Raw genomic sequence first — 24,669 nt, forward strand, 5'->3', positions numbered from 1 at the left:
GATGGGGTCTTTTTATATTATGCAATCAGTCACATTTTCAGCTTTTCGATTGTTAATATCTTTCGTGAATTAACTGAGGGCTAGGCATGAGATTGTAATTTATTTTTATCAATTATTTTATAAATCTCATCTTTTAGATGTAGTTTTCGCCGTTTCATTTGCTCGATTTCTTCTTCGCGGCTAGCGTGGGTGACCACATCTTTATCAAGCTGATTGATCTGCTGGTCTAGCTGGGTATGCTCATCGAAGATAGTCGCAAAGTGACTGTCTTTTTGCTTAAGCTCAGCAATAATATCTTTGTTATCTTGAAATGTATCAGTCTTTCTCATGTTGTCATCCTTGTTATGAAGCGCAAGCTTACAAATAAGCATCAGCGCATTTTTAGTTAAGAGTGCTGTGATGAATTGCTATGATTGTGAGACTTGAATGTTATTAAGCCAAATTGTTATTCAGCTCAAAAGTGTACAGATTTAATAGCAGCAGGAAAGGCTTTCATTACACGTTAATGACTACCAATCTGCTATTGGACAAATAAGAGTTTTTCTTATTAGCCTCACTCGATTGTAGCGAAAAAATTTGCCAGATACTATGACTATCATTAGTGAGTATTTATCAGTAGTTTTAAATTTAAATAATAATATTGGTTTATGATATATTTTGCAAAACGTAAGGTTTGAGTTTATCAGCTTGCTCGAAACGCCCAAACCCTTGATAATAGACGTATCAAAGGTGATAAGACAAGTATTTATAGCTTTTAAATCAGTCACTTAACTTATCACCAAACCCTATTTAAATGTCCAGCATCGTAGCTGACGTTACATATTTAATAATAATGAGGAACAAACATGATAGATCAAAGTTTATTAGATGCAGTCAAAAGCTACAGTGAAAACATGACCCGTCCAATTACATTTGTATTGGGTAGCGGAGAACATAGCAAGCGTGCCGAGCTGATTGATTTTTTGACTAAAATCGCTGGTACGACGGATAAAATTCATTTTGATAGTACAGCTACCGATGACAGCTTACCAAGCCCAATTAGTTTTAAAGTGGTCAGTCATATCGATGATGTATTGACTGATACTGGTATTGTTTTTAGTGGTATCCCTGGTGGTCATGAATTTACGTCTCTGATTTTGGCGATCTTGCAAGCCGGTGGTCATACGTTAAAACTGGATGAAGGCATTCAAAAGCTGATAAAGCGCTTTAATAAACCGCTGCAGTTTCAAACCTATGTCTCACTCTCTTGCCACAGTTGCCCAGAAGTTGTTCAAGCACTGAACCAATTCGCGCTGTTAAACGATGACATCAGCAATGAGATGATCGATGGTGCATTATTCCAAGAGCAAGTAGAAGCGAATAACATCCAAGGCGTACCAGCAGTGTTTTTAAACGGTAAGCCGTTTGCTAATGGTCTGATTGACACGGCTAAATTGATTGAAAAGTTACAAGAGCAATTCCCTGATTTATTAGCAGAAGCTGATGATAATGCTGAACAGTTAGAGCAGCAGGATGTGACGATTATTGGTGCGGGTCCTGCTGGCGTGGCGGCGGCGATTTATACCGCGCGTAAAGGCTTAAAAGTCACTATGGTCGCCGATCGCATTGGCGGGCAAGTGAAAGACACGCAAGATATCGAAAACTTAATCTCTGTACCTTTGACGACGGGTAGTGAGCTGTCGGCGAACTTTGAAAAGCATTTGCATGAATATGATATTACGCTCAAAGAACATGTCAGCGTCAAAGAAATTAGTGAAACTGAAGATGAAAACTATCGTATTCATCTGAATACCGGTGAGACGTTTGAGACGCGCAGTATTATCTTAGCGACCGGTGCCCAGTGGCGTAAACTGGGTATCCCAGGTGAAGATGAGAACGTCGGTAAAGGTGTTGCTTACTGTGCGCACTGTGATGGTCCATTCTTTAAAGGTAAAGACATCTCTGTCATTGGTGGCGGTAACTCCGGTATTGAGGCGGCGTTAGACTTGGCAGGTATTGTGAACCATGTGACCGTCCTTGAATTTGCCAATGATTTAAAAGCCGACCAAGTATTGATTAATAAAGCCAAAGAAAAAGCAAATATCGATATCATTACCAGTGCTGCAACCCAAGAGATTAAAGCGCAAGATGGTAAAGTGACATCTATCGTTTATCAAGACCGTAGCAGTAGTGAGACTAAAGAGCTTGATGTTTCAGGAGTGTTTGTACAGATTGGTTTGGTGCCAAATACTGAGTTTGTCAAAGGCTTTGTCGATTTAAACCGCTTTGGTGAGATTGAAATTGATGAGCGCTGCCGCACCGATCGCAAAGGTATTTTTGCCTGTGGCGACGTTACTACCGTACCTTTTAAGCAGATTAATATTGCGATGGGTGAAGGTTCAAAAGCGGCATTATCAGCGTTTGAATATTTGGTGATGCAGTAAGGTTTTAAGATGTATTTTTAATAAATACTATACTTCATCAAAAACCGTCTCAGCTATCTAATAGTCGAGATGGTTTTTTTATATTTATTAAATCAGTTTTTATTCCGAATCAGAGCAATCACTGGCAACGCAATGATATACATGAGAACCCCATATAGAGCAGCGGGTAGAGCGATAGCAGGTAGACCAACGGCTGTTCCCATAATAATAGGTGCTAAGGTAATGGCAGTGGTACTGTTTTGAATACTAGTCTCAATGGCGATGGTTTTGGTATCAAACCAGCTTAATTTTAACGCCTTTGCTGTCAAAATGCTCACTATAAATAAGGTGACAATGATAAAGACCAGCTCAAGCCCAATAGACGCCAATTGCTCTTGTAGTAGTTGCCAGTTGGTAGCAATAGCAGCAAAGACGATTAAGACAAAGAAAAGGCTAGCTATACCATTTAGTATGCCACTTCTACGTATCATGAAGTCAGTAAACTTATAACGGGCAAGCATACCCAGTGTCACAGGCAGTGTCGTCAATAAAAACATCACCACGCCGATTTTTAACGCGCTGATAGAGCCTGCTTGGTCTTTCATAAAATGATTGAAAGCTAAGGTAATTAAGATAGGCAGTGTTACGACTGATAACAAACTGACCACGCCGGTGAGCGCCACTGACAGCGCCACATTACCTTTAGCATAGTAGGTAAGCATATTGCTGGTCACACCGCCGGGGCAAAAGCTAATCAGCATAATACCAAAGGCGATGGTAGGTGGTGGTGACATCACTAAAACGACCGCTAAAGCAACCAAGGGTACAAAGATAACTTGGTTAACCAAACCCACAAAGAACGCTTTGGGGTGACTGAAGATAACCTTAAAGTCAGTTGGTTTTAGCCCTGTCCCTAAGGTAAACATAATGTAGGCAAGTGCTAGCGGCAATAGAGCCAACGCATTATTACTCATGAAACATTCCTTGTTAAATGAAAAGTCATACTTGAATGCCTTTCTTATTAGCTCACATTCCTTGTAGCGCTATGTTTCTTAATAGCCTCTAAAATATAGCCTTTAATATCATAGAAGCCCATATGTTTATATGGGCTTCTTGGTTTATTGCTTTAAGTTATTGATTGTGATATCAGTCATCCAATAAATCCATACGCTTTGCCGCTTCATAGATACCCGTTGAGCGGTTACCAGTACGGCAAAAAATCAGTACGGGCTGCTCAGCTTGGTTAAAAAAGTCCGCAAATTCTTCGACATGGTTTTGATTGAGCTCACTACCAGCAAAAGACACTTCTTTATAAGCAAGTCCTGCTTTTTTAGCAGCGGCTTCAATCTCGGCGCTAGTGGGTTGGGTTGGTTCTTCACCATCTGGACGGTTGTTAATAATGGTTTTAAAACCATTTTCAGCAATCATGGGTACTTGATCAGGGGTGATTTGTCCGGTAATACTAACTTGATGGCTCATAAGAGCTCCTTTTATTTTTTATATTTAAAATGAGTAATTTGATAGGCAACTAAACAGCCTAATCTGAATGGATAGCTTTCTAAAGATGAAGTGTGTAAACGGCACAGCTACTCTATAACTGGCTTTTACAGCTACCTTTATAGCAAACCTTGCATCAATGCACTTTGATAAAGCAGTTTGGCGCGTGCGCCCGTGCCACAAAACATCAGGATGGGTTTGGGCATGGCGCGATAAAAAGCCGCAAATTGTTCCACAGTTGCCATGCTCAAACGCTCATCATCAAACGGCAAATGCTGATAGGTCAAATTGGCTTTCGCCGTCGCACTGGTAAAGTCACAACTATTGGGCTGTGAGTCAACTTCAGCGTCAGGACGAATATTGAGCACGGAGCGGTAACCAAGCTCTGCAATCTTGACACATTGGCTTGGGTAAATTTGCTTATAAATGGTTAAATCATCGGTCATAAGTAGGTTAGGTCGCATATATTAAAAGGTGTTAAGGTTTCTCGTATTTCTAGAGAAAGTAATTTGTAGCGTTTATAGTAATTTAGCATAACACAGCTTTTATCATATCTGTGTTTTGTCACTGACAATAACGGTCATTAATGATTAGACATAGTGTGACATAGGATGGATACGTGTATGGCGTTGTCAGACATCCTTAAGCGCATTGACCGCATCCATGGTGCTTAAATAAACGCGCCCTGATAGATGAGTAATGACGGGTGTATGCTCAATGATGTCCATCACCGGTCCCTTAATAAAGCTAAAACTTAAGTGCTTGTTTTGATTCAACAGCTCTTGGTTAAGGCTGATGAGCATTTCTTGTCCAGTCAAATCAATATGATTGACCGCTGACATAATAAGAATAATCTCATGCGCTTCAGGATATTGCTGCGTCGCTTGTATGACCCTGCGATGCACGGATTCACTATTGCCAAAAAACAAGCTTTCATCAATACGCAGCATCAATAAATTGCTAAACGTCACCACATCATGACGATTGATATTGCGAAAGTGCCCTGTACCAGCTAATTGACCAACAATGGCGACATGCGGTTTACTCGACTGCCAAATTAGGCTGGCAAAGGACACCATCAAACCTATGACTAAGCCCGTATTTAACCCAAATATCAGTACACCGATAAATGCCGCCAGAAAGCTAGCCGCATCTAAGCGGTCGCGTTGCCATGCTGACTTTAATGTTGCCATATCAATGAGACCGATAATCGATACCATGATTGTCGCGCCTAATAAGGCATAGGGCAAAGGCGCGAGCAAATTGCCGAAAGCGATTAACGCCGCAATCATAACCAATATCGTCACTAAACTTGCGAGCGGTGTTTTAGCGCCTGAGTCGGCATTCATCGCGGTACGTGAAAACCCACCAGCGACCGTAAAGCTTTGAAAAAAGCCGCCCGCCATATTAGCCAGACCCAGTCCGGTTAGCTCGCGATTGGCATCAAAGGTTTCACCGCGCAGGCGGGCATAGTTGCTTGCGACGGAGCTGCTTGAAACAAAGATAATCAATGCCATCAAACCTGCGCTAGGTAATAGGTTTAGCGCTTCATGAAAATCTGGTACGTACGGTAGAGTAAAGGTAGGCAGACCTTGCGGAATATCACCAATCGTTGCCACGCCATGCGTTGCCCAATGCAAGCTGATACTCAATACGATGGCAATACCAAGTAGAATGAGCGGAAATAGACGCTCCGCCCATTTGGCATAAGAGGCTGACAACCAAGACCGCCAGACCCATTTGCTGCCATAGCGATTGGCAACCAACAGCGTAAAAGCCATAAAGCCAATAACCAAGGTCAGTGGATGCAGCTGGCGAGCATATATGTGCATACTCGATAAATAACCGATTAAACCATTGCCTGCAACAGGAATCGCAGTTAGGTACTTCAGCTGACTGACAAAAATCAGTACCGCCGCGCCACTGATGAAACCTGCAGATACGCCGCGACTGATAAATTGCATAATCCAGCCAAGTTTAAGCCGACCCGCCAGCCATAACATCGTTCCAACCATCAATGACAATAAACTGGCCATTAATATATATTGTTGCGTGCTCTCGGTAGCATAAGGATGCAGGCTGCTGGCTGTCATAATCGCGGTGATGGCGACGGGTCCCACTGCTTGTATATTACTCGAGCCAATCCACGCATACACCAGTACGGGTACGATAGCCGCATAGAGTCCATAGACAGGCGGCAATCCTGCCAATACCGCATAGCCTAAGCTTTGCGGAATGACGAGCACCCCAACGACTAATCCCGCGATGACGTCAGTCGGCAGAGCAGATAGCTGGTACTGACGTAACCAAGCAGGAATCAGGCGAGCAGCGATAGAAGGCATAGCAATATGTCATCACAATAAAGAAATTTAAGAACAGCTAAGAGCTAAATAACCAGTTATGCGTCTGTTTTGGCACAAAAGCGTTCATACAATAACTGTAGTACCGATAATGCATCATCGCTTGCGATACTATAATAGATTTGCTTACCCTCACGGCGGGTCGTGACAAGCTCGTCTTTACGTAGGATACCAAGCTGCTGCGACAAGCTTGGCTGACCGACACCGACCAAGCGTTCAAGCTCACTGACGCAGTACTCACCTTGAGTCAGCTGACACAGGAGTAATAAACGATCAGGATGCGAAAGCGACTTTAGTAACTGGCTGGCTTGCAAGGAGGCTTGTTGCATTTGCTCAGCAAGGTCTTTTGGCGCAAAGTCTGCGACGCTTGCTGATATATGCTTACCAGTGTGATTGGCAGATGTGCTCAATGCTGAAGTTGAAGTAGTCAGAGCGAGCTCCTTATATAAAATATAGATAGAAAGGGCAGAGTTTATAGATAAGATATGGTTATATATAGTTAATTATCAATGATATCGCCATTTATAGCAATATATCATTAATTACATTATATAAATTGATAAAATGATAGGTGGTTGCTATAGTGATAGGTAGGAATAGATAGTGAATACATCCAACTATTATAAATATGTACCTATCATACGTAAGAATTTATTAAAAATTAAAACACTCATATAAAAGCAAAGAGGTAGCCATGCAAGTTCATTCTTTCTTACATAGCGACACAGAAACTTATACCCACGTACTCGCTGACGTGCAGCAGCAATTGTGCGCGATTATCGATCCCGTCTTGGACTTTGATGCCAAGTCAGGACGCACTGATACCGCTAGTGTCGACGAAGTGATAGCGTTCGTTCGTGAGCAAGGTTGGGCGCTGGTTTACATTATAGAAACCCATGCTCATGCTGATCATATATCGGCAGCTATTCATGTCAAAGAGAAATTGGGTGGCAAACTGGTCATTGGTCAACATATCACCGAAGTACAAAAAATATTTAAGCAAATCTTCAATTTTGATAGCAGCTTTCGCACTGATGCCAGTCAGTTTGATATCTTGACCGACGATGGCGAAACCTTAGAGCTTGGCGGCATTACTATCACTGCCATGTATGTGCCCGGGCACACGCGTGCGGATATGGCCTACCTTGCCACTGACGCTGAAAAAACCGTGGTCTTTGTCGGTGATACTCTGTTCGCTCCCGATGTGGGTACGGCGCGCTGTGACTTTCCGGGAGGGGACGCTAAAACGCTGTATCAGTCTATCCAGAAACTGCTGGCACTGCCTGATCAGACCATGATGTATCTGTGCCATGACTATCCGAGCAAAGGACGCAAGCATTGTCCAACCACGACTGTGGCGGCGCAAAAGCTCAGTAATATTCATGTCAAAGAGGGCATTAATGAAGCGGAGTTTGTCGAGATGCGTGAGCGCCGCGATGCCAATCTTGAGATGCCGCGACTCATTATCCCGTCAGTACAAATCAATATCGATGCCGGTCATTTTCCAAAGCCAGAAGACAATGGGACGCGCTATCTAAAGGTACCGATTAATGCGCTTTAGTCATTGATTAGATCTCAAAACACGAAAAATAGCTTCTGAGAAATAGGTAAGTAAGCAGAAAGTTACGCACGCACAATACGAGTAGCAGCCATCCTAATGCTAGTCTGTACTATAAGTTAGTATAGTGAGATAAAAGAATGGCGGTTTTTACTAGGACTGATTCATAATAGGTGAGGATTTTGCCATGGAAATAAATGTCGGCAGTACTGAACGTTTACTACGTATTATCATTGGTGTGGTCATTATCGGCTTGGGACTTTATTTTCAAAGCTGGTGGGGTGTCGTCGGTTTAATTCTCTTATTAACCGGTTTATTCCGCTTTTGTCCGTTATATAAAATGCTTGGGATGAACACTTGTAAGCGCTAAATATTTATTAAGTTTTTATCGTAATAATAAATAAATATTAAGCATGGGTGCTTTGCTAAGACGAGTGCCAATGCTATTGATATAGGAGTTCTATAATGAGTGAGCAAAACTCTCATCTGGTTTGCCCCCATTGTCAGGCAACCAATCGTATACCTGCAGCACGGCTGAATGCGGCACCAAATTGCGGCAAATGCGGTCAGCCATTGTTAACGGCCAGTCCGCATGAACTAAACGCCCAAACGGTTAGTAAAGTCATACAAAGAAATGAGGTATTGACCATCGTTGATTTTTGGGCGAGTTGGTGTCAGCCGTGTCTAATGATGGCACCGCAGTTTAAAGAGGCTGCTAGCCAGTTGCCGCAAGTGGTTTTTGCCAAAATACAAACCGATAAATACGAGCAAGCGGCGGCGCCTTATAATATTCGTAGCTTGCCGACGATGGTGGCCTTTAAAAATGGCAAAGAAATCGCACGGCAGTCAGGTGCGTTACCTAGCGATCAAATTGTACAGTGGGTGAGAAGCTTGCATTCATAAGCTTTGATTGAGCTTTTACTGCTGATTACTAAATATAGAAAAAGCCAATATGCTTGTCGCGTATTGGCTTTTTTGTTGTGAACAGCGTTTAAAATGAGCGAAATAGCAAACTATCAACTGTGACTTACTAAGCATGAACTATCGCGCATTACTCACCATAAATCTTAATGCCATTGGCAAAGCTACAACGTTGGATACGGGCAGACTGAATGATGGCATCACGCTCGCCGTAAAGCCGTGATAGCTTTGCATCGCGTGCTTTAGTGTTGTTACTTTGACCAACGCCAAAACTGATATTAGGAGAGATACCCCAACGTCCGGCGGAAACCCCAACGCCAACACCTGAAGCGGATAAGGTTGATTGCTCATTGCGCGCCGCATCGACATAACGATTGACGCGGATATATTCTTGGCTAAGGGTTTGGCAATCATAGCTTTGATAAGTACTTGGTGGCACATATTGCGGGGTGATATTACCCGTTGAGGCGCAGCCTGAGAGACCAAAAACGCCAGCTGTTGCCAGTAGTGTTGCTGCAGTAAGAGTTTTCATAATGGCTCCATAAGGCTAAGTGAGTATATTTACATTGCATGATAGTGGACTACTGCCCTTAATTAACCGCTGTTTTGACATTACATTTTAAACAGAAAATTTTAGTCAGTGTGCTTATTTAAGATAGCAAAAAATAAGCGATTAAGATATTGAAAAATATATCATTTAGCAACGACTAAAATAAATTGCCCGGTTTGGTAAAGGCAAGTACCACGATGCCGATATAAGCCACACCTGCAATCAGAATACCGGTTTTTCTTTGGCTTGGTGTGGCAGTATTATTAAAGGCTTTGATACTGGCACTGAGGGCAGCAACGAGCAGGATAACTTTTGCAAATACCCATTGCACCGGCGCATTGACGCTCATTAATTGCACCAACATGCCAGCCCCTGAGATAATAATGACAGCATAAAGGATGTGGGTAGATATTTTGACCGCAAATGGCATTTGTTTGTTTGTGCTTAATACGAGATAGCTTTGATATAAAAACAGCGCAATTAACAGTACAGCCATGAGCATATGCAGATGTTTCATTGGATAGGATTTCCTTTAAAGGTGACGTTTGCCAGCTGATTTATTATTTTTTAATAACAGTATCTAATAACAAGGGTTTAAAAAATAGCTAACCATAAAACAGTTATCTAGCCTTTATTCTGTCCTGCACATAAAGGGCTATCAGGGCTTTGACCTTGCCACTCTGTCGGCGTATACGCATGGATAGCCAAGGCATGGATTTGACCTCCTTGTGAGGTCAGTAGCGGGTTTGCTAGGCAATATACGAGCTGATGACGCGCAACCAAACGTTTGCCTTCAAAGGCGTCGCTGACAATGGTCAGTTTAAAGTGGCTTTCTTTACCGTCAAAATAACCGGCATGATTCATTGATTCATTCACCAGTTCAATATGCTGCGCTTGCAAAGCCTGTAGCTCATTATTAAGGGCATCGGCGATTGGTGTAGTAGTAGATGTGTTAGTAGTCATAGTCATCCTTTATTTTATGGGGCTTAACCATCTAAATGGCTGATTATGCCCATTATAGCAGACGCTGAAAACTATGCTGCCATATGCATGACGTAGGCTTTTATTAAAGTAGGAAGAGGATGTGAGTAATAAACATAAAAAAGCAGAGTGTAATAACTATTACACTCTGCTTTTATCATAAATCATTAGTTACTATGACATTAGTATCTAGAGATAATTAACGACGTGCTTTTTGATATAACGGCATCACCTTTGGCAACAAAGATTGTATTTGTGCAATACGATTACCGCTGGTTGGGTGAGTGCTTAAAAATTGTGGTGGCTCACCTTGGCTGGCGCTTTGCATTTTTTGCCATAAGGTAACAGCAGCTTGCGGATTGTAGCCTGCACGTGCCATTAGCTCCAGACCAATCTGGTCAGCTTCTGCTTCTTGTGTACGACTGTGCGGACGGCTCAGACCCAAATCACCAGCGACGTTGGCAAGCTCAGCCTGACCTTGTGAGAGACCAAAGATACTGGCAGCGACTCCGATACCGGTTTGTGTGGCGTATTGACGCGAGAGGCGCTCACGTGAATGCTCACGTAGGGCATGAGACATCTCATGACCCATAATGGCAGCGATTTCATCATCACTTAACTTGAGGCGATCAATAATGCCTGAGTAAAACATAATTTTACCACCTGGCAGGACAAAAGCATTCAATTCGTTAGATTTAATGGTATGGACTTCCCATGGCCATTTTGCCGCATCAGGGCGATAGACACCGACTTGACCCACCAAACGGTTCGAGATATTTTTAAGACGGTTTAGCTGGGCTTTATTGGTATCAAGTAAGCCACGGGCTTTCGCATCTTGCAGCGTCTTGGCATAACTTTGCGCAGATAACTGCAATACTTGCTCGTTTGAGACTAACAATAGTTGCTGGCGGTCAACACCGACAGCACCGGTGCTAGTGGTACTTGAACAACCCGTCATCGCCAATGCCGATAATGATGCTGCCATAACGGTCGTGGTAAGCAGTTTTTTCATAAAAAACGTCCTCGCTATAAATGGAAAAAATAAAGTGAAACAATGCCAATATCAAAACTGTAGATGAAAGGGTAGCTTATTATTGAAGTGTGACTACCGTTTACCGATCTACCAAAGCAGTAAAATTTTACCCCAACTGTCATTAGCTATAAGTATAATAATGTTAACAACCTAAAACCTAGGCAAAAAAAGTAACAATAGGAGGTAGGATTGTAAATCCTATTAATAACAGAGATTATCAAAATAGCTTTTGTCTTTTGCGCCCACCACACCATAATTCTCTAAAAAAATCATAGTTTGATAGGTTGTTAACTTTACAAGAATAGAGTAAGCGAGCAGAGAGTGTAGATAGTTGTTATTTATTTAAAAAATTCTTTCTCGTAACACTAATTAAAAACTACTTAGAATCAATATGATATAGGCCATTTTATCTCTAGAAAGCATTAAATAGCATAGCTTTAGTTAAAAGTTTGAAAAAAGCTATTGACACGCACAGAATATTTGCTAAAATAGCCAGCCTATCGAGACGTAGTCGTTGTTAACAACATTACGATTTGATATTCAGCGGGAATAGCTCAGTGGTAGAGCATAACCTTGCCAAGGTTGGGGTCGAGAGTTCGAATCTCTTTTCCCGCTCCAAATATGGCTTGCAAAAGCACTAAAGCCTCACTTCTTATTATAGGAAGTGAGGCTTTTTTTATGCATAAAATTCGTTCCAGTAGCACTGTATAATCTTTAAAGTAAATCAATTCTATATTAAAGACCACCGTTACAAAAGACGGTTAATTTGTCACATCAAGTAAAGTTGAAACACGCATACTTATAAGGTTAATCACATATAAGTAATAACCAACCTCTTAACTACCATATAAAAAATTATATAAATAACGATTATAAGGAATAAGTATGCAAAATTTTCAACACAAAGCATTTGAGGAATTGTTTGATTTGTCTGGCAAAATAGCGATTGTGACTGGCGGCGCAAACGGTATCGGCAAAGCAACTGCACTGCGTCTTGCACAAGCTGGCGCTAATATTGCGATTGCTGATTTAAAACTAGAAGATGCCAAAGCGGCGGTCAAAGATATAGAGGCGTATGGTGTAAAAGCTTTAGCGGTTGAATGCAATATTTTAAAAGATGATGATTTGGTCGCAATGGTAGATAAGGTTGTCGCTGAATTTGGCACTGTTAACATTTTAATTAATAATGCCGGTGGTGGTGGCGGTGGTCGTGAAAATCCTACCAAAATATCGGTTGATGACATTCGCCGTGACTTTGAATTAAACGTTTTTAGTGGCTGGCGCTTGTGTCAGCTGTGCGTACCATACATGAAAGAATCAGGTTATGGCTCCATTGTATTTACCACTTCCATGTCGAGTATCAATAAAAGCCCGAATATGAGCGGCTATGCAGGATCAAAAGCCGCTGTCAATCATATGGTGGCAAATTTGGCGCATGACTTTGGACCTGAAGTACGTATTAATGCCGTTGGCCCTGGTGCTACGCGCACTGCGGCGTTAGAGAGTGTGTTGACGCCAGAGATTGAGAAGAAAATGCTCGCAAATACACCTATTAAACGCTTAGGTGAAGCCGATGACATCGCCGGTGCTATGTTATATTTTGCTGCACCGATATCGACTTGGGTCAGTGGTCAAACCATATTTGTGAATGGCGGCGGTGTGCAAACCTTGGATTAATGCAAGCATTTAGATGATTCTCTTGGTAGAAATTGATAGTACACCTGTATAAAAAAGCGTCACCAGACATTAAGTTGGGTGACGCTTTTTTATACAGGTTATTCTTAAGCTAATGGCTGAGGGTACATGTCTCTAAAAGTTCAATACAAACAAGCCGTTTTTTTAGCAGGCATTATTTTCTGAAAAAGATATGTTCTACAACCGCTATTTTCTAAGCGAAAAAGCCACCGTTTTGCTGCCTACCCAATTGACCCAACTAACGGGGAAAATACGCTGTTGTAATCTAATGAAGTTTGCCATTACGCCAGGTACGACTAAGAACTTTCGGTTTTCTACCCCTTTGAGCATAGATTTAACTGCGTTTTCTATTTTAAGCTCGCCTGCTAACTTTTTCATGCCAACGCCAGCTTGCGACATGACACCCACTTCAGAGCGGGTAAGCGGCGTATCTATCGGAGGCGGTGCAAAAACAGTGATATCAATGCCTAGGGGCTTCCATTCATAGTTTATCGACTGCATCATACCCCAAATGGCAAACTTCGACGCACTATAAGAGCTGTAGCCATAACTGCCTGTGAATGATGACATAGAAGCAGTCACCATGACTTGATCGCCACGCGATAAAAACGGACGCACAGCCGCCAGTACGTTGCGAGTGCCAAACAGGTTGATATTCATCACTCGCTCAAACTGCTCTTGACTCATATCGTCAAAGGTCCAAGGTCCTGTAATCCCTACGAAATGCATTAAGATATCTGGCGAAAGAATGTCAGCCGCAGTCGCCATTTGCTTAGTGGTCTCAGCGGCATCGGTCACATCCAGCTGATAAGTGGTAATTGAGGTATTGGATTTATTCATTGCTTGTAAAGTAGCTAAGGCTTCATCGAGCGGTTGCACGTCAAACAATACTAAATTTGCTCCTTGAGTCATAAGTTGTTTAGCTGTCTCAAACCCGATGCCAGAGGCCGCGCCAGTGACATAAACCGTCTTATTTGCAAAATAACTCATTAGGCACTTTCCTTCTGCAATGCACTATTTTTCGTGACGTCTGCTCGCGCTGAGTGACTTTTTGCTGATTTTTTCTGCAAGCTGCCAAATTTTGCCTCACCGATTAAATGACTGACTTTATGGCCGGGAATCAACCAGTAAGGGGTCGCTTCGCTGCTTGAGGCGCAGTTAGGAAAATCAGGGTTTTGAGAGGGGCCAGCAATGGTTTTTTCGACGACCATCGAGATATATTGGTCGTTACTGCCTTCTAGCGTGTTGCCGTTTAGGATAACTTCCATGCCTGTCTGTTTGGCATAGCGGCGGATGGCATTCACTTTTGAATTCATTGGCGCATAAGCGTCTGCACCAACGCCATTTTCTGAGGTGACTCTTATACCATCTGGCACGCGTGCGACTAGCGAATGATTGCCTTCGGTATGACCTGGGGTATGCACCAGTGCTAAGCCTTCGCCTAACTGAATGCTGCCTGTAAACTGAATCACTTTATCAGGATCGACGCCTTCGATACCGTTAGGACAATACCAATCTGCTTGAACGGGCAATAAGGCCCCAGTACTTTGCCATTCTTGTTTATGAATCAAAATCTTGGCATTAGGGAAGTAGGCAGCTTTATCTTTAGTGCCTAGCCAGCGGCGTATATCTTGGGTATGCAGGTGGTCGTAGCTGATGTAATCAACATCTTCTGGGGCTAAACCGACTTCGGCTAGTGCGCCTGCGACATCACGAATGATGGGAGCAACCACGCTTTCAAGCGGCGACCAGTTAGGCATCTTTTCCGTTAAGCGTTTAAAGAAGGGCGTTTCACGATCCGCTTCGATATCAGAAGGGGAAAATAGCAAGGTTTTTAATTCGCCTAAAAAATCATGATATTGAATGATAAAAATGCGGTTTAGGATATGAAGATAGGGGAATTTATAAGTGCTTTGCGTATAGACGCCGCTATAAGCATACCAAGTTGGATAGGGCACTCTGACCATATCGGCGCTCTGATAAAACTGTACAGGCGGCTCATCCATAAAGCGCTCTCGAAATGCACTTGCTTGCGTGCGAGCTACTTTTAGGCGCTCTTGTGGTAATGGACTTTGGCGAACCTGATCGAACTCATGGATGGCTTTTATACCTAACGATGATAAATCCATAATGCATCTCCTTATGACCAATGGATAGATTTCTGCAGATTATAGTAGCAACATTATTTTGGTCTTGATAGCAGTATTTAGAATACTGCTAGGTTTACCAAGTTTCATCAAGTAGGTTCCTAAGGTATATTAAATAGTTCTATTAGAACGTATCAGAATTCATCCCAATAAGGGTCATCGCCAAAACGCTCTGCAATAAAGTCAATTAGATAGCGGCAGCGCTGTGATAAAAAACGGTTCTTTGGGTAAACGGCATAGGCATGGAGTGTGGGTAATTGATATTGCTTAAGAATAGGCACCAGCTCACCTTTGGCCAATCTTTGATAAGCGATAAAAGTTGGGATAAAAACGATACCGTGGCCTTTTACTGCCAAATCCACTAAAAACTCACCGTTAGTCGCTTTGATTTTTGCATTTATTGTATGGTTATGCTTTTTGCCTTGCGCATCAGTTAGCTCGAGATTGCTGGTTTTACTAAGACCATACTGCAAAAACTCATGTTCTTGTAGCTCTTCTAGTGTCTCAGGCGTACCCATCTTTTCTAAATATTCAGGGCTGGCGCAGAGGGCATAACGAATCAGTGCCAGACGCTTTGCTTGATAACTGGAGTCTTGTAGCTCCCTAATACGAATTGCCAACTCATATCCTTCTTCAATCAAGTCAACGTGTCGATCAGAAAAGTCTAATTCAAAGTTCAGGTTAGGATGCTGGTTGGCGTACTCGTCAATGACCTCGTTCAGGTGCATGAGTCCAAATGATAGTGGTGCGGTCATCTTTAATGTGCCTTCGATGCGTGTAGGCGCGCCGCTGGTCTGCTCATTGAGCGCATCAACTTCACTTAAGATGTTGCTTACTTGTTGATAGTACTGCTCACCTGCTTGCGTCAAGTGAGACTGGCGAGTTGTACGGCTAATTAACTGACTGCCTAACCGTGTTTCCAACTCTTTGAGGCGGCGGCTGACGGCTGACTTAGCAATATTTAATTGCTCGGCGGCTTTGGTGATACTACCAGCTTCGACAATGCGCACAAACATTGCCATATCCTCTAACTGTCCCATTTAAGATTCTCCCGACTGTTCTATAAATAAGAACTGTCATTTGTAATTATTGGTGTTTATCCTTTTACATTCAACAATTATACTGGCGCCATTCTATGATTAAAACGTATTTAAACACATTCTTGGAGAGTAACGATGGACAAATTACAACAGCTTAGTGCTCCGATTGGTCGCCTATTTCTATCAATGATTTTTATTTTTTCAGGCTTTACTAAAATGACAGGGTATGCTGCCACTCAAGGTTATATGGAATCGATGGGCGTACCTGGTATGCTATTGCCTTTGGTCATTGGGGTGGAGTTACTTGGTGGTATCGCTATTTTATTAGGTTTTAAAGCGCGCTTTGTCGCTATTTTGATGGCTGGCTTTAGCGTGGTTTCAGCGCTACTTTTCCACCAGTTCTGGATTGATGAATCACAAATGAACCCATTTATGAAAAATATCGCGATGGCGGGTGGTTTCTTGATGATTTTTGCTCATGGCGCAGGCGCTTATTCAATAGATAATAATACGCACAGGTAATTTTGCCTATAATTAAAACTGAGAAAACGATGGTTAAGCGTACATTGATGCTCACTAATACTTATGACAGCTCCTTATTATGATAAATAACAATCACAGCGCATCCAATGATGATTTGCCAAGTTTTTGGCAACGTCATCAAACGCCAATGCTATTAACGGTCGTCGGTGGCGCGATTGATACCATCGGTTTTATCACCTTGTTTGGTTTCTTTACTGCACATGTCACGGGTAACTTGGTGATGGCGGGTAGTGGCTTGGTCAAAGGTGAGGACGGTCTATGGATTAAGCTTGCCGCCTTGCCGTTGTTTATTTTGACAGTCATGGTCACCAAGCTATTTATTGATCATAGTAAAAATAAGCAGCTAACACTGAGCCATTTATTGTTAGCGGAAGCCGTTTTTTTAACCTCCTTTATGATAGCTGGTCTTTACTATCAGCCTTTCGTCGATGCCGGTGATATAAGCGTGGCGATAACGGGTGGACTCGGTCTAATTGCGCTAGCGATTCGTAATACTGCTAGTAAAACGGTGATTAAACACATGAGCCCTACCGTGCTGATGACGGGTAATACCACACAACTGGGTATCAATCTGACCGATTACTTGGTTAATCGGACAACCGAAAATGGCAAAAAACTGGCACACAGTTCAGTATTGGTCTTTAGTTTTTTAGTAGGGGCATTAGTGGGTGCACTGTTATATATGCAGCTGAGTTTTTGGTCAGTCGGTTTGTTTGTACTGCCTGTGCTGTATCTGTCAATAATGGCACGCGATAAAGAGTTTTTAGAGCATATTGCTTAGAGAACACTACCAATAGAAAATGCTAATAACTAAAAACGCCATATCTTTACGGATATGGCGTTTTTAGTTAAACGCTTATATTTATGTATATTGGTGTTAATTTAAAATCAATATAGCGCGACTTGGGTGAATTTTTCGTAGTCTCTGTCATAACAGCAAGCAAGGAAAATTTATACCAGTCTCGCGTCGCTATTAACGTAATAATTTAACGTAATAATTTTATTTCGAACTGACGCTATTTAAGGCTTAGCGTTATGAAATACTGAGTTGTCTTGGTACTCTGGATGCTTGTCGATATAAGATTTTACATAAGGACAAGTCGGTTTCACGCGCAAGTTTTTTGCAGCCGCATCATCTAAGATATATTTGACCAGATAACCTGCAATACCTCGACCACCTAACTCTTCTGGCACTTCGGTATGTTTGTATTCAATACCTTTTTCATCTTGACTGGTGGTAAAAAACTCATAATCTTCCAAAGCAATCTTACCATCGATATGAATCTCAAAACGCTTTTTATCGGTATTATCGATAACTTTATAATCTAATGGTTCTCTATTTTTTTTATCTGACTTTGCCGTAGCTGACATGGTTAAATTTCCTTATATCGTAAGTATGATTAACATCTTCTAGACCCAATTTACATTCACTATCATTACATGAGCGATAGTATCAGTTTATGCTACTAGTTCTGTTATCCATATATTACGCTATCTTTATGGCGATATTGTTCTAAAAATAAGAATAGTTAATTGCGATTATCATTGTTTATCTATTAGTAGACAATAATTATAATAAATCCATTGTTTAAACGAGTTAATGAATCATAAATTCTAAAAACGTTTAACTTACTAATAACTAAGGATAAATAATGAAAACGATCTATCATGCAGCAGATTCTCGTGGCGATGCCAACCATGGCTGGTTAAAAAGCAAGCATACCTTCAGTTTTGCCAATTACCACAATCCAGAACGTATGGGTTTTGGCGCGCTACGGGTCATCAACGATGACTTCGTTATTGGCGGTCAAGGCTTCGGTAAGCATTCGCACCGCGATATGGAAATTATCAGCATCCCATTATCAGGTAAGCTCGGTCACGGCGATAATATTGGTAATAATGGTATTATCGAGACGGGCGAGATTCAAGTCATGTCAGCGGGCACTGGTATTACCCACAGTGAAATGAACGGCGATGACAAAGAAGCGGTGAAGTTCCTACAGATTTGGGTCATCCCAAATAAAATGAACGTTGAGCCTCGTTATCAGCAAGTTCGTATGGATGACATCCTAAAGCCAAATGAGTTCAATCAAGTCTTGTCGCCCAATAGCGATGATGCAGGGGTATGGATTCATCAGGACGCTTGGTTTAGCATGAGTGATTTTGATAAAGGTATCACCCAAACTTATGAGCTCAAAAACCCTAATAACGGTGTTTATATCTTTGTCATTAGCGGTAAAGTGGTTGTCAACGGCAATACTTTAGATACTCGCGATGGTCTTGGTGTTTGGGATACTAAGAGCTTTACGATGGACGTGATCGATGATGCTAAAGTATTGCTAATGGAAGTTCCTATGAGTTTTTAATGCTAAACAATGAGCTTTATCTATACGTCACATTATATCCCGTATCACATAATAAGAGGTGAATCATGACTATCGAAACCCTAGAACCGCGCTTAGCAGATGTGGGCGGCATTCCCATTGCCCGTCTGTTGCCGAATAAAGGCAAACAGCCAATAGGCGCTTGGTGCTTTTTAGATCACGCCGGTCCTGCTGAATTTGGCGAAGATGAAACCGGTATGCAAGTCGGTCGTCATCCGCACACCAATCTGCAAACCTTTAGCTGGATGCTAAACGGCGAAGTACTGCATAAAGACAGTTTGGGTAATAAGCAAGTTATCAGCAAAAATCAACTCAACGTCATGACAGCGGGCACGGGTCTAACCCAAGGGATCAGTCATACGGAGCAAAGCGTCTTTCCAGATACGGGCGGTTCAGCAGATGCCGCTCGTGGTCTAAGCATGGTACAGCTGTGGATTGCGCTACCGACCGATCAACAAATTGAACGTAACTTCCATCATTATCCAGAGCTGCCAACGTGGACGGAAGATAACGTCGAGATGATTCTAACGACGGGCAGCTATAACAGCGTGTCAGGCAAGCGTTATGAAGCACCGACTATTCAGTACTCAAAAATGGTCGGTATCGATGTCTATTTCTTAGAGGACGGTGAAGTCACGCTTAATTTAGAGCCCGGTTTTGAATACGGTATCTTGGTGACAGAAGGGCAGATCGAGTCTGAAGGCAAAATTTGTGAGCAAGATCAGTTGTTTCGCTTCCATGACAGCGATGTTGCCAATAATAAAAGTATCAAGTTAGTTGCCAAAAAAGGCACGCGTGTGATGTTTATCGGCGGTGAGCCATTAAACAACCAAGTGCTACTGTGGTGGAACTTTGTCGCGGACAATAAAGCAGAGATTGAGCAATCCATCATCGACTGGAATAACGGCCATGAGCGTTTTGGTAATGTTGACTCTGATATGCAACGTTTACCAGCGCCTGAATTACCGCAAGGTTTTAAAGGTTGAAGGTTGGTTACCATTTAGCTTTATAACTTAGTTCTTAATCACTTAAACTCATAAATAATCACTGGAGAAAATAATGTCAAACCTAAAAGATTTACAGCAATTGGCTGAAAAGCGTCGTTCTATCTATGCATTGAGCAATGAGTTGCCAGTATCAAACGATGAAATCATTAAGCTGGTTGAGCATGCGGTTTTGCACACACCATCATCGTTTAATTCACAATCGACGCGTATCGTTGTTTTATTTGGCGATGACCACAACAAGCTGTGGCAAATTACCGAAGATACATTACGTGATATGGTTGATAATGAAGAGCAATTTGCTGCGACCAAGCAAAAGATGGATGGCTTTAAAGCAGGCGCTGGTACCATTATGTTCTTTGAAGATCATAGCGTCGTAAGAGACATGCAGGCAGCTGCACCTTTATATGCGGACAAGTTCCCAATTTGGGCGCATCAAACCAATGCCATGCACCAGTATGCAATCTGGACAGCATTAGCCAGCATTAATGTCGGTGCCAGCTTACAGCATTACAATCCAATCATTGATAAAAAAGTCGCTGAAGAATGGAATATCGATGAGCATTGGGAATTGAATGCGCAAATGGTCTTTGGTGCGATTAAGCAGCCCGCAGGCGATAAAGCGTTCAAGCCCGTCGAAGATCGTATGCAAGTATTTGGCAAATAGCGTGTGTTATATTAGCTGATCAAACGTGTGCTTGATAACGAACGTGTTTGATACCTAAAGCTAAAAATAAGTAGAATCAAAAAAGCGCCATCCGACTATCCGTTGGGTGGCGCTTTTTTGTCTGCTTGAATATAATTAAGGGTAATAATAGTCTATATTAAATCGCTCATACTATTTCTTTTTACGACCCATTAAGCTATTAGCCACCCATGCTGGACCAATTAATAAGAACTGTAAATCCTCAAAGAAAGAAGGCTTTTTACCTTCAATCTTATGACCGATAAACTGTCCAATCCAAGCGAGCACAAAGATAGCCGCCCAAATCTTAAAGCCCCATGGTAATAACGTCATTACTGACAAACAAATAAGAATAAAAATTCCCATTGCCATAAATAGTGGCGTAGATAGACGCATATAAAAGAGTAGAACTAAGGCGCTAAGCACCAAAGTAAACCAGACTGATAGCGACATGCCCATGCCTAATATACTGACAAAAATCGTCGGGACACATAACCAATGGATTTTTTTATTGACTAGGTTTTGGTGACTGACTGAATACTCACTCAGCCATTGTTCAAGTGTGCGTTTTGACATTCGATTTTGACGTGTACGAGACATACTAACCTCCCTGTTAGTAAATGAATAACGTTTAAGCAATAACAGCAAGTAGATAAATGCATAAACCTACTGATTAATATCAGTTGTAGCACTAATTGACACAATCTGCCATTTTATCTGGTAAACCGCACAGTCAAACTCGCTTATTTTTTACCCTCATGTGAGTGTTTTTCAGTGTTTTATAGAGGACCAAGTCTATTGATTAGCGCGTTAATTTGGACAGTTCTACAGAATTTTGCTCGCTGCGATACCATTCATACAATCCGACAAATGAGTTCACCTGATAGACCATGGTTTGGATAGCAAAGATATAATTGCCCGACATTAAGTTAACGGTCAGCCAGACGAAGTTGGATAAAATCCATAACCACCAATTAAATGAATAACGCAAAATCATCGCTGCCTGCGCCGTGATAGAAAGTACAAAGGCAATGACGTTAATCCAAAAGAAGGAGATCAGCCCTAGGAACTTACTATTGTCATCTTCAACGACCGCATAACCATAGCTGGCGAGTAAATCATTTACGGTGGGAAATAGCGCCAAACCGATGACCATAAAGGCAATGGTCAGTAGCCAAATCCATCGACTGGCAGATTTGGGCACCATATCGCCATCCGCATCGGTGTGCTTTGACCAATAAAAAATTCCATAAAGATGACTGAAAAAGTTAAAAAGTGGCGCCAGCATCAAACCCACAGCACCAGAGGTGGCTTGTACGACAAATTCCCCTGCGGTCGCGGCCATACCAAAGCCATTACCCATAATGTTTTTGCGAAACGATAACGACACCACGCAGATCAAACCGATAAATGACACGGCTAAGTAAAACCAATCAAGGGTCGTATGTTCTGTGGTTAGCCAAAATCCTGCCGATAGAGCAATAACGCCGCAAATAAACCAAGTGACAATCCATTGCATAGCCCATTTTCCGGTAATGTTGTCTAAGAGCTGAATACGCATAAAGCCTTTTTCCTTAAAGTATAAAAACGATAATGGGTTTTTCTTATTGTTTAATAGCCTGTTTTTGCCATCACTACTATTTGTCACCGTCATTTTTGCTTTCGTTCTTTTTTGAGCCAGTTATTTACCATAAATATAGTGATTGATAAGAACTAAAGCCTGCTTATAGCGCTCATCATAATCGGGCTTATCAATCATGTGCGGCTTAATGTTATGGCGAGTGAAAATATCTACTAAGCGCTGCTCAAAGCGTCCACGCGCTTCAAGCGTACCCAATGAGCGCATACCATCATCAATCCATGGCGTATTGTTGTCGAGCATAATCGTATGGTTTAAGCGAAACTCATCGATACAAGCGGCCACAAAAGGATGGCTACGACCTTCATATTCCTCACAGAAAGCCTGAGTGGTCACAAAATCAGTATCAATAATCGTGACGGGCGCTGTTGCCACTGCAGCGGCATCACGGATAGCTTGGGCATGATTGAGCGCAATGGGGCCGTAATCACTGTACTGTAGTCCAATCTCGCTACCGCCCAAATCTGTACCGACATACAATCGTCCCATCTCTAGCGCAAAGCTGGCACCATAATAATTAGCAAGCTTGTGCACTAAGGTGGTTTTCCCTGAGCTTTCACCGCCAACAATGGCAACGGTTTTGGTATAGTCGCCACGCACCTGTGGATGCAGCGCTGACCAATGTGCGACTGGATTGCGTGCAATGGCATAAGAGTCAAACTCAGACTGTAGTGGAGTGGTAAGCACTGGCATGATTAGCTGCTCACAAACGTTCGTCTGCGCCAACGGATGATTTTCTGCGACGAACAATACCGTCTCTGCTGGCAGCGCTAACGCGTCAATCAAGCGGTGTAATTTGGCATTGCTAGCAGCCAAATCTATTGCGACGTCAGCAAAGCTCTCATGCAGTGGTAACTCAATCTCATCAGTCGTATGAATATGCACGAACGGCAAATCAGCACACGCCATCTGTAGCCAACGTGCCTTATCTTGTAAAGTGATTTTAAAGTCTGGGTGCGGTGCTGGATGCACCATAATCACGATATGCAGAGTTTTTGCTTGTCCTGCTGCGTCTAATATGCTGCGCATCTGTCCTAAATGTAATGGTTCAAAATGCCCAATCATTAAGCCTGAGTCGTACATAGCTATCCTTATCTACTCTAAAAATAATTAATCGACAGTCGTTTTTTTAGTTGTTTATCAGCATGGTATAAAGGTTTAAACAGATTTACAGGTAGGTTATTGTAAATTGGCGTTGTCATAGCAGGTGTCTTATAAATAAAACCATAAACAAATCATTCATTTTCTGGTAATTATTTGATATTTCGTTTTTGATAACAACAAATTTATAGGGACTATTGAGCTGCTATTAATTGACCATTACCAAACTTGTAACAAGGGTTGTAAGGTAGGCGTAACAAAGCTAATTATGAAACATTTTGAAATAATTATTTAAAATCAGGGGTTTACGACAGTTTACGAGAGATTAGGGTAAGCTTAAGTAGCATAAATTCACAAAGCACGTCTACATCCTCAACAGATGACATGTCAATAGTTGCTATACTGATTCGTAAGTTGAAAAGACTAATATGAATTTAAGAATAGTTTTGAAAAACAATATTTAAAAATAACGATAAATAATAGATATCAATAAATATAATTAATATTAAGAGAGGTATTTGATTTGGCTAAGTTAGCAAAATTACATCGCTCACAGAATCATCGCATGATAGCAGGTGTGATGGGGGGAATTGCCGAATATGTCGGTTGGTCTCCTACGTGGGTTAGATTGTTGTTCGTTGTTATATCCACAATGAGCGCAGCAGTACCTGGTATTTTAATTTATATTATCTTATGGATAATCATGCCAAAAGCAAGTGGTCAGTCGTATCAGTAAAATTGTTCTAAAGTCCAAAGTACGTAAAGTAATAATAGAAAACAAGGTTTAAAAAATAAGGCCAATAAAAAAATAACAGCCCACTAAAAAACAAAAAGCCTGAATCATCAGGATACCAAAGACATACCTTTCCTCCTGCCCAGATGCTCTGCATTTGGGTATTTTTTTATCTGGACGTTTAATCAGTCCTATTCGGACAGTTTAAGGATAAACAACGCTTATAACTAACTATTTAAGCTCTTGAGATAAATTTAATTGCGGTAAATATAGATAAAATAGTCAATTTTTAGTAAGGTGAGCAGGCAAATAGAGTCGTTGCCGAATAGGCTGCACGAGCGCTATCAATATTTTATTCCATAATACTAATTCCACAGTGGCTTTATTACGATGCCC

28 protein-coding genes and 1 tRNA gene are annotated in these 24,669 nt (G+C 41.8%); 12 read left to right on the plus strand and 17 right to left on the minus strand.

Features of this window, described 5'->3' with window-relative positions; all coding sequences use genetic code 11:
- Positions 1 to 80: 80 nt before the first annotated feature.
- Positions 81 to 329, minus strand: coding sequence for a YdcH family protein (locus FQ084_RS00560; protein WP_149488710.1), 249 nt, complete (start codon positions 327 to 329; stop codon positions 81 to 83).
- 516 nt (positions 330 to 845) lie between these two features.
- Here FQ084_RS00560 and ahpF point away from each other — a divergent pair.
- Entirely contained in the window at positions 846 to 2,423 is a 1,578-nt protein-coding gene (gene ahpF, locus FQ084_RS00565) for an alkyl hydroperoxide reductase subunit F (protein WP_149488711.1), read from the plus strand.
- A gap of 92 nt (positions 2,424 to 2,515) precedes the next feature.
- On the opposite strand, the gene FQ084_RS00570 is transcribed toward ahpF, so the two are convergent.
- From FQ084_RS00570 to FQ084_RS00590, 5 genes are all read right to left on the minus strand, one after another.
- Positions 2,516 to 3,376 (minus strand): bile acid:sodium symporter family protein, encoded by an 861-nt coding sequence (locus FQ084_RS00570; protein ID WP_149488712.1) that lies wholly within the window; start codon positions 3,374 to 3,376, stop codon positions 2,516 to 2,518.
- Positions 3,377 to 3,548: 172 nt separating this feature from the next.
- Positions 3,549 to 3,881, minus strand: a complete 333-nt coding sequence (locus FQ084_RS00575; protein WP_149488713.1) for a TIGR01244 family sulfur transferase — start codon at positions 3,879 to 3,881, stop codon at positions 3,549 to 3,551.
- A 137-nt stretch (positions 3,882 to 4,018) separates the two neighbouring features.
- Positions 4,019 to 4,345, minus strand: coding sequence for a beta-lactamase hydrolase domain-containing protein (locus FQ084_RS00580; protein ID WP_149488714.1), 327 nt, complete (start codon positions 4,343 to 4,345; stop codon positions 4,019 to 4,021).
- A gap of 186 nt (positions 4,346 to 4,531) precedes the next feature.
- Positions 4,532 to 6,241 carry a SulP family inorganic anion transporter gene (locus FQ084_RS00585; protein WP_149488715.1) on the minus strand — a complete coding sequence of 570 codons (1,710 nt, stop codon included), beginning with the start codon at positions 6,239 to 6,241 and terminating at the stop codon, positions 4,532 to 4,534.
- Between the two features lie 56 nt (positions 6,242 to 6,297).
- Entirely contained in the window at positions 6,298 to 6,669 is a 372-nt protein-coding gene (locus tag FQ084_RS00590) for an ArsR/SmtB family transcription factor (protein ID WP_410477319.1), read from the minus strand.
- Positions 6,670 to 6,953: 284 nt separating this feature from the next.
- On the opposite strand from FQ084_RS00590, the gene FQ084_RS00595 reads away from it, so the two are divergent.
- The 3 genes from FQ084_RS00595 to trxC all read left to right on the plus strand — a co-directional run bounded on the left by FQ084_RS00595 (position 6,954) and on the right by trxC (position 8,720).
- Positions 6,954 to 7,820 (plus strand): MBL fold metallo-hydrolase, encoded by an 867-nt coding sequence (locus tag FQ084_RS00595; RefSeq protein WP_149488716.1) that lies wholly within the window; start codon positions 6,954 to 6,956, stop codon positions 7,818 to 7,820.
- A gap of 184 nt (positions 7,821 to 8,004) precedes the next feature.
- Positions 8,005 to 8,187: a DUF2892 domain-containing protein gene (locus FQ084_RS00600; protein WP_149488717.1), complete on the plus strand. Its 183-nt coding sequence runs from the start codon at positions 8,005 to 8,007 to the stop codon at positions 8,185 to 8,187.
- A 95-nt stretch (positions 8,188 to 8,282) separates the two neighbouring features.
- A complete protein-coding gene (gene trxC / locus FQ084_RS00605; RefSeq protein WP_149488718.1) occupies positions 8,283 to 8,720 on the plus strand; it encodes a thioredoxin TrxC in 438 nt (145 codons plus the stop codon).
- 148 nt (positions 8,721 to 8,868) lie between these two features.
- On the opposite strand, the gene FQ084_RS00610 is transcribed toward trxC, so the two are convergent.
- From FQ084_RS00610 to FQ084_RS00625, 4 genes are all read right to left on the minus strand, one after another.
- Positions 8,869 to 9,270, minus strand: coding sequence for a hypothetical protein (locus FQ084_RS00610; RefSeq protein WP_149488719.1), 402 nt, complete (start codon positions 9,268 to 9,270; stop codon positions 8,869 to 8,871).
- 175 nt (positions 9,271 to 9,445) lie between these two features.
- A complete protein-coding gene (locus tag FQ084_RS00615; RefSeq protein ID WP_149488720.1) occupies positions 9,446 to 9,805 on the minus strand; it encodes a SirB2 family protein in 360 nt (119 codons plus the stop codon).
- 107 nt (positions 9,806 to 9,912) lie between these two features.
- Entirely contained in the window at positions 9,913 to 10,257 is a 345-nt protein-coding gene (locus FQ084_RS00620) for a BolA family protein (RefSeq protein ID WP_149488721.1), read from the minus strand.
- 211 nt (positions 10,258 to 10,468) lie between these two features.
- On the minus strand, positions 10,469 to 11,281 hold the full coding sequence (locus tag FQ084_RS00625; protein WP_149488722.1) for a M48 family metallopeptidase: 813 nt from the start codon (positions 11,279 to 11,281) through the stop codon (positions 10,469 to 10,471).
- A gap of 564 nt (positions 11,282 to 11,845) precedes the next feature.
- On the opposite strand from FQ084_RS00625, the gene FQ084_RS00630 reads away from it, so the two are divergent.
- Both FQ084_RS00630 and FQ084_RS00635 read left to right on the plus strand, forming a co-directional pair.
- Positions 11,846 to 11,920, plus strand: a tRNA-Gly gene (locus tag FQ084_RS00630).
- Between the two features lie 267 nt (positions 11,921 to 12,187).
- Positions 12,188 to 12,979 carry a glucose 1-dehydrogenase gene (locus FQ084_RS00635; RefSeq protein WP_149488723.1) on the plus strand — a complete coding sequence of 264 codons (792 nt, stop codon included), beginning with the start codon at positions 12,188 to 12,190 and terminating at the stop codon, positions 12,977 to 12,979.
- Between the two features lie 204 nt (positions 12,980 to 13,183).
- Here FQ084_RS00635 and FQ084_RS00640 read toward each other — a convergent pair whose 3' ends face one another.
- The 3 genes from FQ084_RS00640 to FQ084_RS00650 all read right to left on the minus strand — a co-directional run bounded on the left by FQ084_RS00640 (position 13,184) and on the right by FQ084_RS00650 (position 16,184).
- A complete protein-coding gene (locus tag FQ084_RS00640; protein WP_149488724.1) occupies positions 13,184 to 13,987 on the minus strand; it encodes an SDR family NAD(P)-dependent oxidoreductase in 804 nt (267 codons plus the stop codon).
- Positions 13,987 to 15,126, minus strand: a complete 1,140-nt coding sequence (locus FQ084_RS00645; protein WP_223144832.1) for a hypothetical protein — start codon at positions 15,124 to 15,126, stop codon at positions 13,987 to 13,989. The genes FQ084_RS00640 and FQ084_RS00645 overlap by 1 nt, the downstream gene beginning before the upstream one ends.
- A gap of 152 nt (positions 15,127 to 15,278) precedes the next feature.
- Positions 15,279 to 16,184: a LysR family transcriptional regulator gene (locus tag FQ084_RS00650; protein WP_149488725.1), complete on the minus strand. Its 906-nt coding sequence runs from the start codon at positions 16,182 to 16,184 to the stop codon at positions 15,279 to 15,281.
- Between the two features lie 135 nt (positions 16,185 to 16,319).
- Between FQ084_RS00650 and FQ084_RS00655 the strand changes: the two genes are divergently transcribed.
- Both FQ084_RS00655 and FQ084_RS00660 read left to right on the plus strand, forming a co-directional pair.
- Positions 16,320 to 16,706 (plus strand): DoxX family protein, encoded by a 387-nt coding sequence (locus FQ084_RS00655; protein WP_149488726.1) that lies wholly within the window; start codon positions 16,320 to 16,322, stop codon positions 16,704 to 16,706.
- A gap of 79 nt (positions 16,707 to 16,785) precedes the next feature.
- Complete coding sequence (locus tag FQ084_RS00660; protein ID WP_149488727.1) at positions 16,786 to 17,508, plus strand: YoaK family protein; 723 nt, start codon at positions 16,786 to 16,788, stop codon at positions 17,506 to 17,508.
- Positions 17,509 to 17,747: 239 nt separating this feature from the next.
- Here FQ084_RS00660 and FQ084_RS00665 read toward each other — a convergent pair whose 3' ends face one another.
- Entirely contained in the window at positions 17,748 to 18,098 is a 351-nt protein-coding gene (locus FQ084_RS00665; protein ID WP_149488728.1) for a GNAT family N-acetyltransferase, read from the minus strand.
- A gap of 281 nt (positions 18,099 to 18,379) precedes the next feature.
- Between FQ084_RS00665 and FQ084_RS00670 the strand changes: the two genes are divergently transcribed.
- The 3 genes from FQ084_RS00670 to FQ084_RS00680 all read left to right on the plus strand — a co-directional run bounded on the left by FQ084_RS00670 (position 18,380) and on the right by FQ084_RS00680 (position 20,782).
- Positions 18,380 to 19,093, plus strand: a complete 714-nt coding sequence (locus FQ084_RS00670; RefSeq protein ID WP_149488729.1) for a pirin family protein — start codon at positions 18,380 to 18,382, stop codon at positions 19,091 to 19,093.
- A 65-nt stretch (positions 19,094 to 19,158) separates the two neighbouring features.
- Positions 19,159 to 20,097, plus strand: a complete 939-nt coding sequence (locus FQ084_RS00675; protein WP_149488730.1) for a pirin family protein — start codon at positions 19,159 to 19,161, stop codon at positions 20,095 to 20,097.
- A gap of 73 nt (positions 20,098 to 20,170) precedes the next feature.
- Entirely contained in the window at positions 20,171 to 20,782 is a 612-nt protein-coding gene (locus FQ084_RS00680) for a nitroreductase family protein (protein WP_149488731.1), read from the plus strand.
- A 171-nt stretch (positions 20,783 to 20,953) separates the two neighbouring features.
- On the opposite strand, the gene FQ084_RS00685 is transcribed toward FQ084_RS00680, so the two are convergent.
- The 3 genes from FQ084_RS00685 to nadR all read right to left on the minus strand — a co-directional run bounded on the left by FQ084_RS00685 (position 20,954) and on the right by nadR (position 23,522).
- Positions 20,954 to 21,400, minus strand: a complete 447-nt coding sequence (locus FQ084_RS00685) for a DUF962 domain-containing protein (RefSeq protein ID WP_149488732.1) — start codon at positions 21,398 to 21,400, stop codon at positions 20,954 to 20,956.
- A 202-nt stretch (positions 21,401 to 21,602) separates the two neighbouring features.
- Positions 21,603 to 22,361, minus strand: coding sequence for a nicotinamide riboside transporter PnuC (gene pnuC, locus FQ084_RS00690; RefSeq protein WP_149489547.1), 759 nt, complete (start codon positions 22,359 to 22,361; stop codon positions 21,603 to 21,605).
- A 120-nt stretch (positions 22,362 to 22,481) separates the two neighbouring features.
- Positions 22,482 to 23,522, minus strand: a complete 1,041-nt coding sequence (gene nadR, locus FQ084_RS00695) for a multifunctional transcriptional regulator/nicotinamide-nucleotide adenylyltransferase/ribosylnicotinamide kinase NadR (RefSeq protein WP_149488733.1) — start codon at positions 23,520 to 23,522, stop codon at positions 22,482 to 22,484.
- A gap of 541 nt (positions 23,523 to 24,063) precedes the next feature.
- On the opposite strand from nadR, the gene FQ084_RS00700 reads away from it, so the two are divergent.
- Complete coding sequence (locus tag FQ084_RS00700) at positions 24,064 to 24,276, plus strand: PspC domain-containing protein (RefSeq protein ID WP_149488734.1); 213 nt, start codon at positions 24,064 to 24,066, stop codon at positions 24,274 to 24,276.
- The last annotated feature ends 393 nt before the right edge of the window (positions 24,277 to 24,669 follow it).

Origin of the sequence: Psychrobacter sp. ANT_WB68 (assembly GCF_008369115.1) — a bacterium.
Classification (GTDB): domain Bacteria; phylum Pseudomonadota; class Gammaproteobacteria; order Pseudomonadales; family Moraxellaceae; genus Psychrobacter.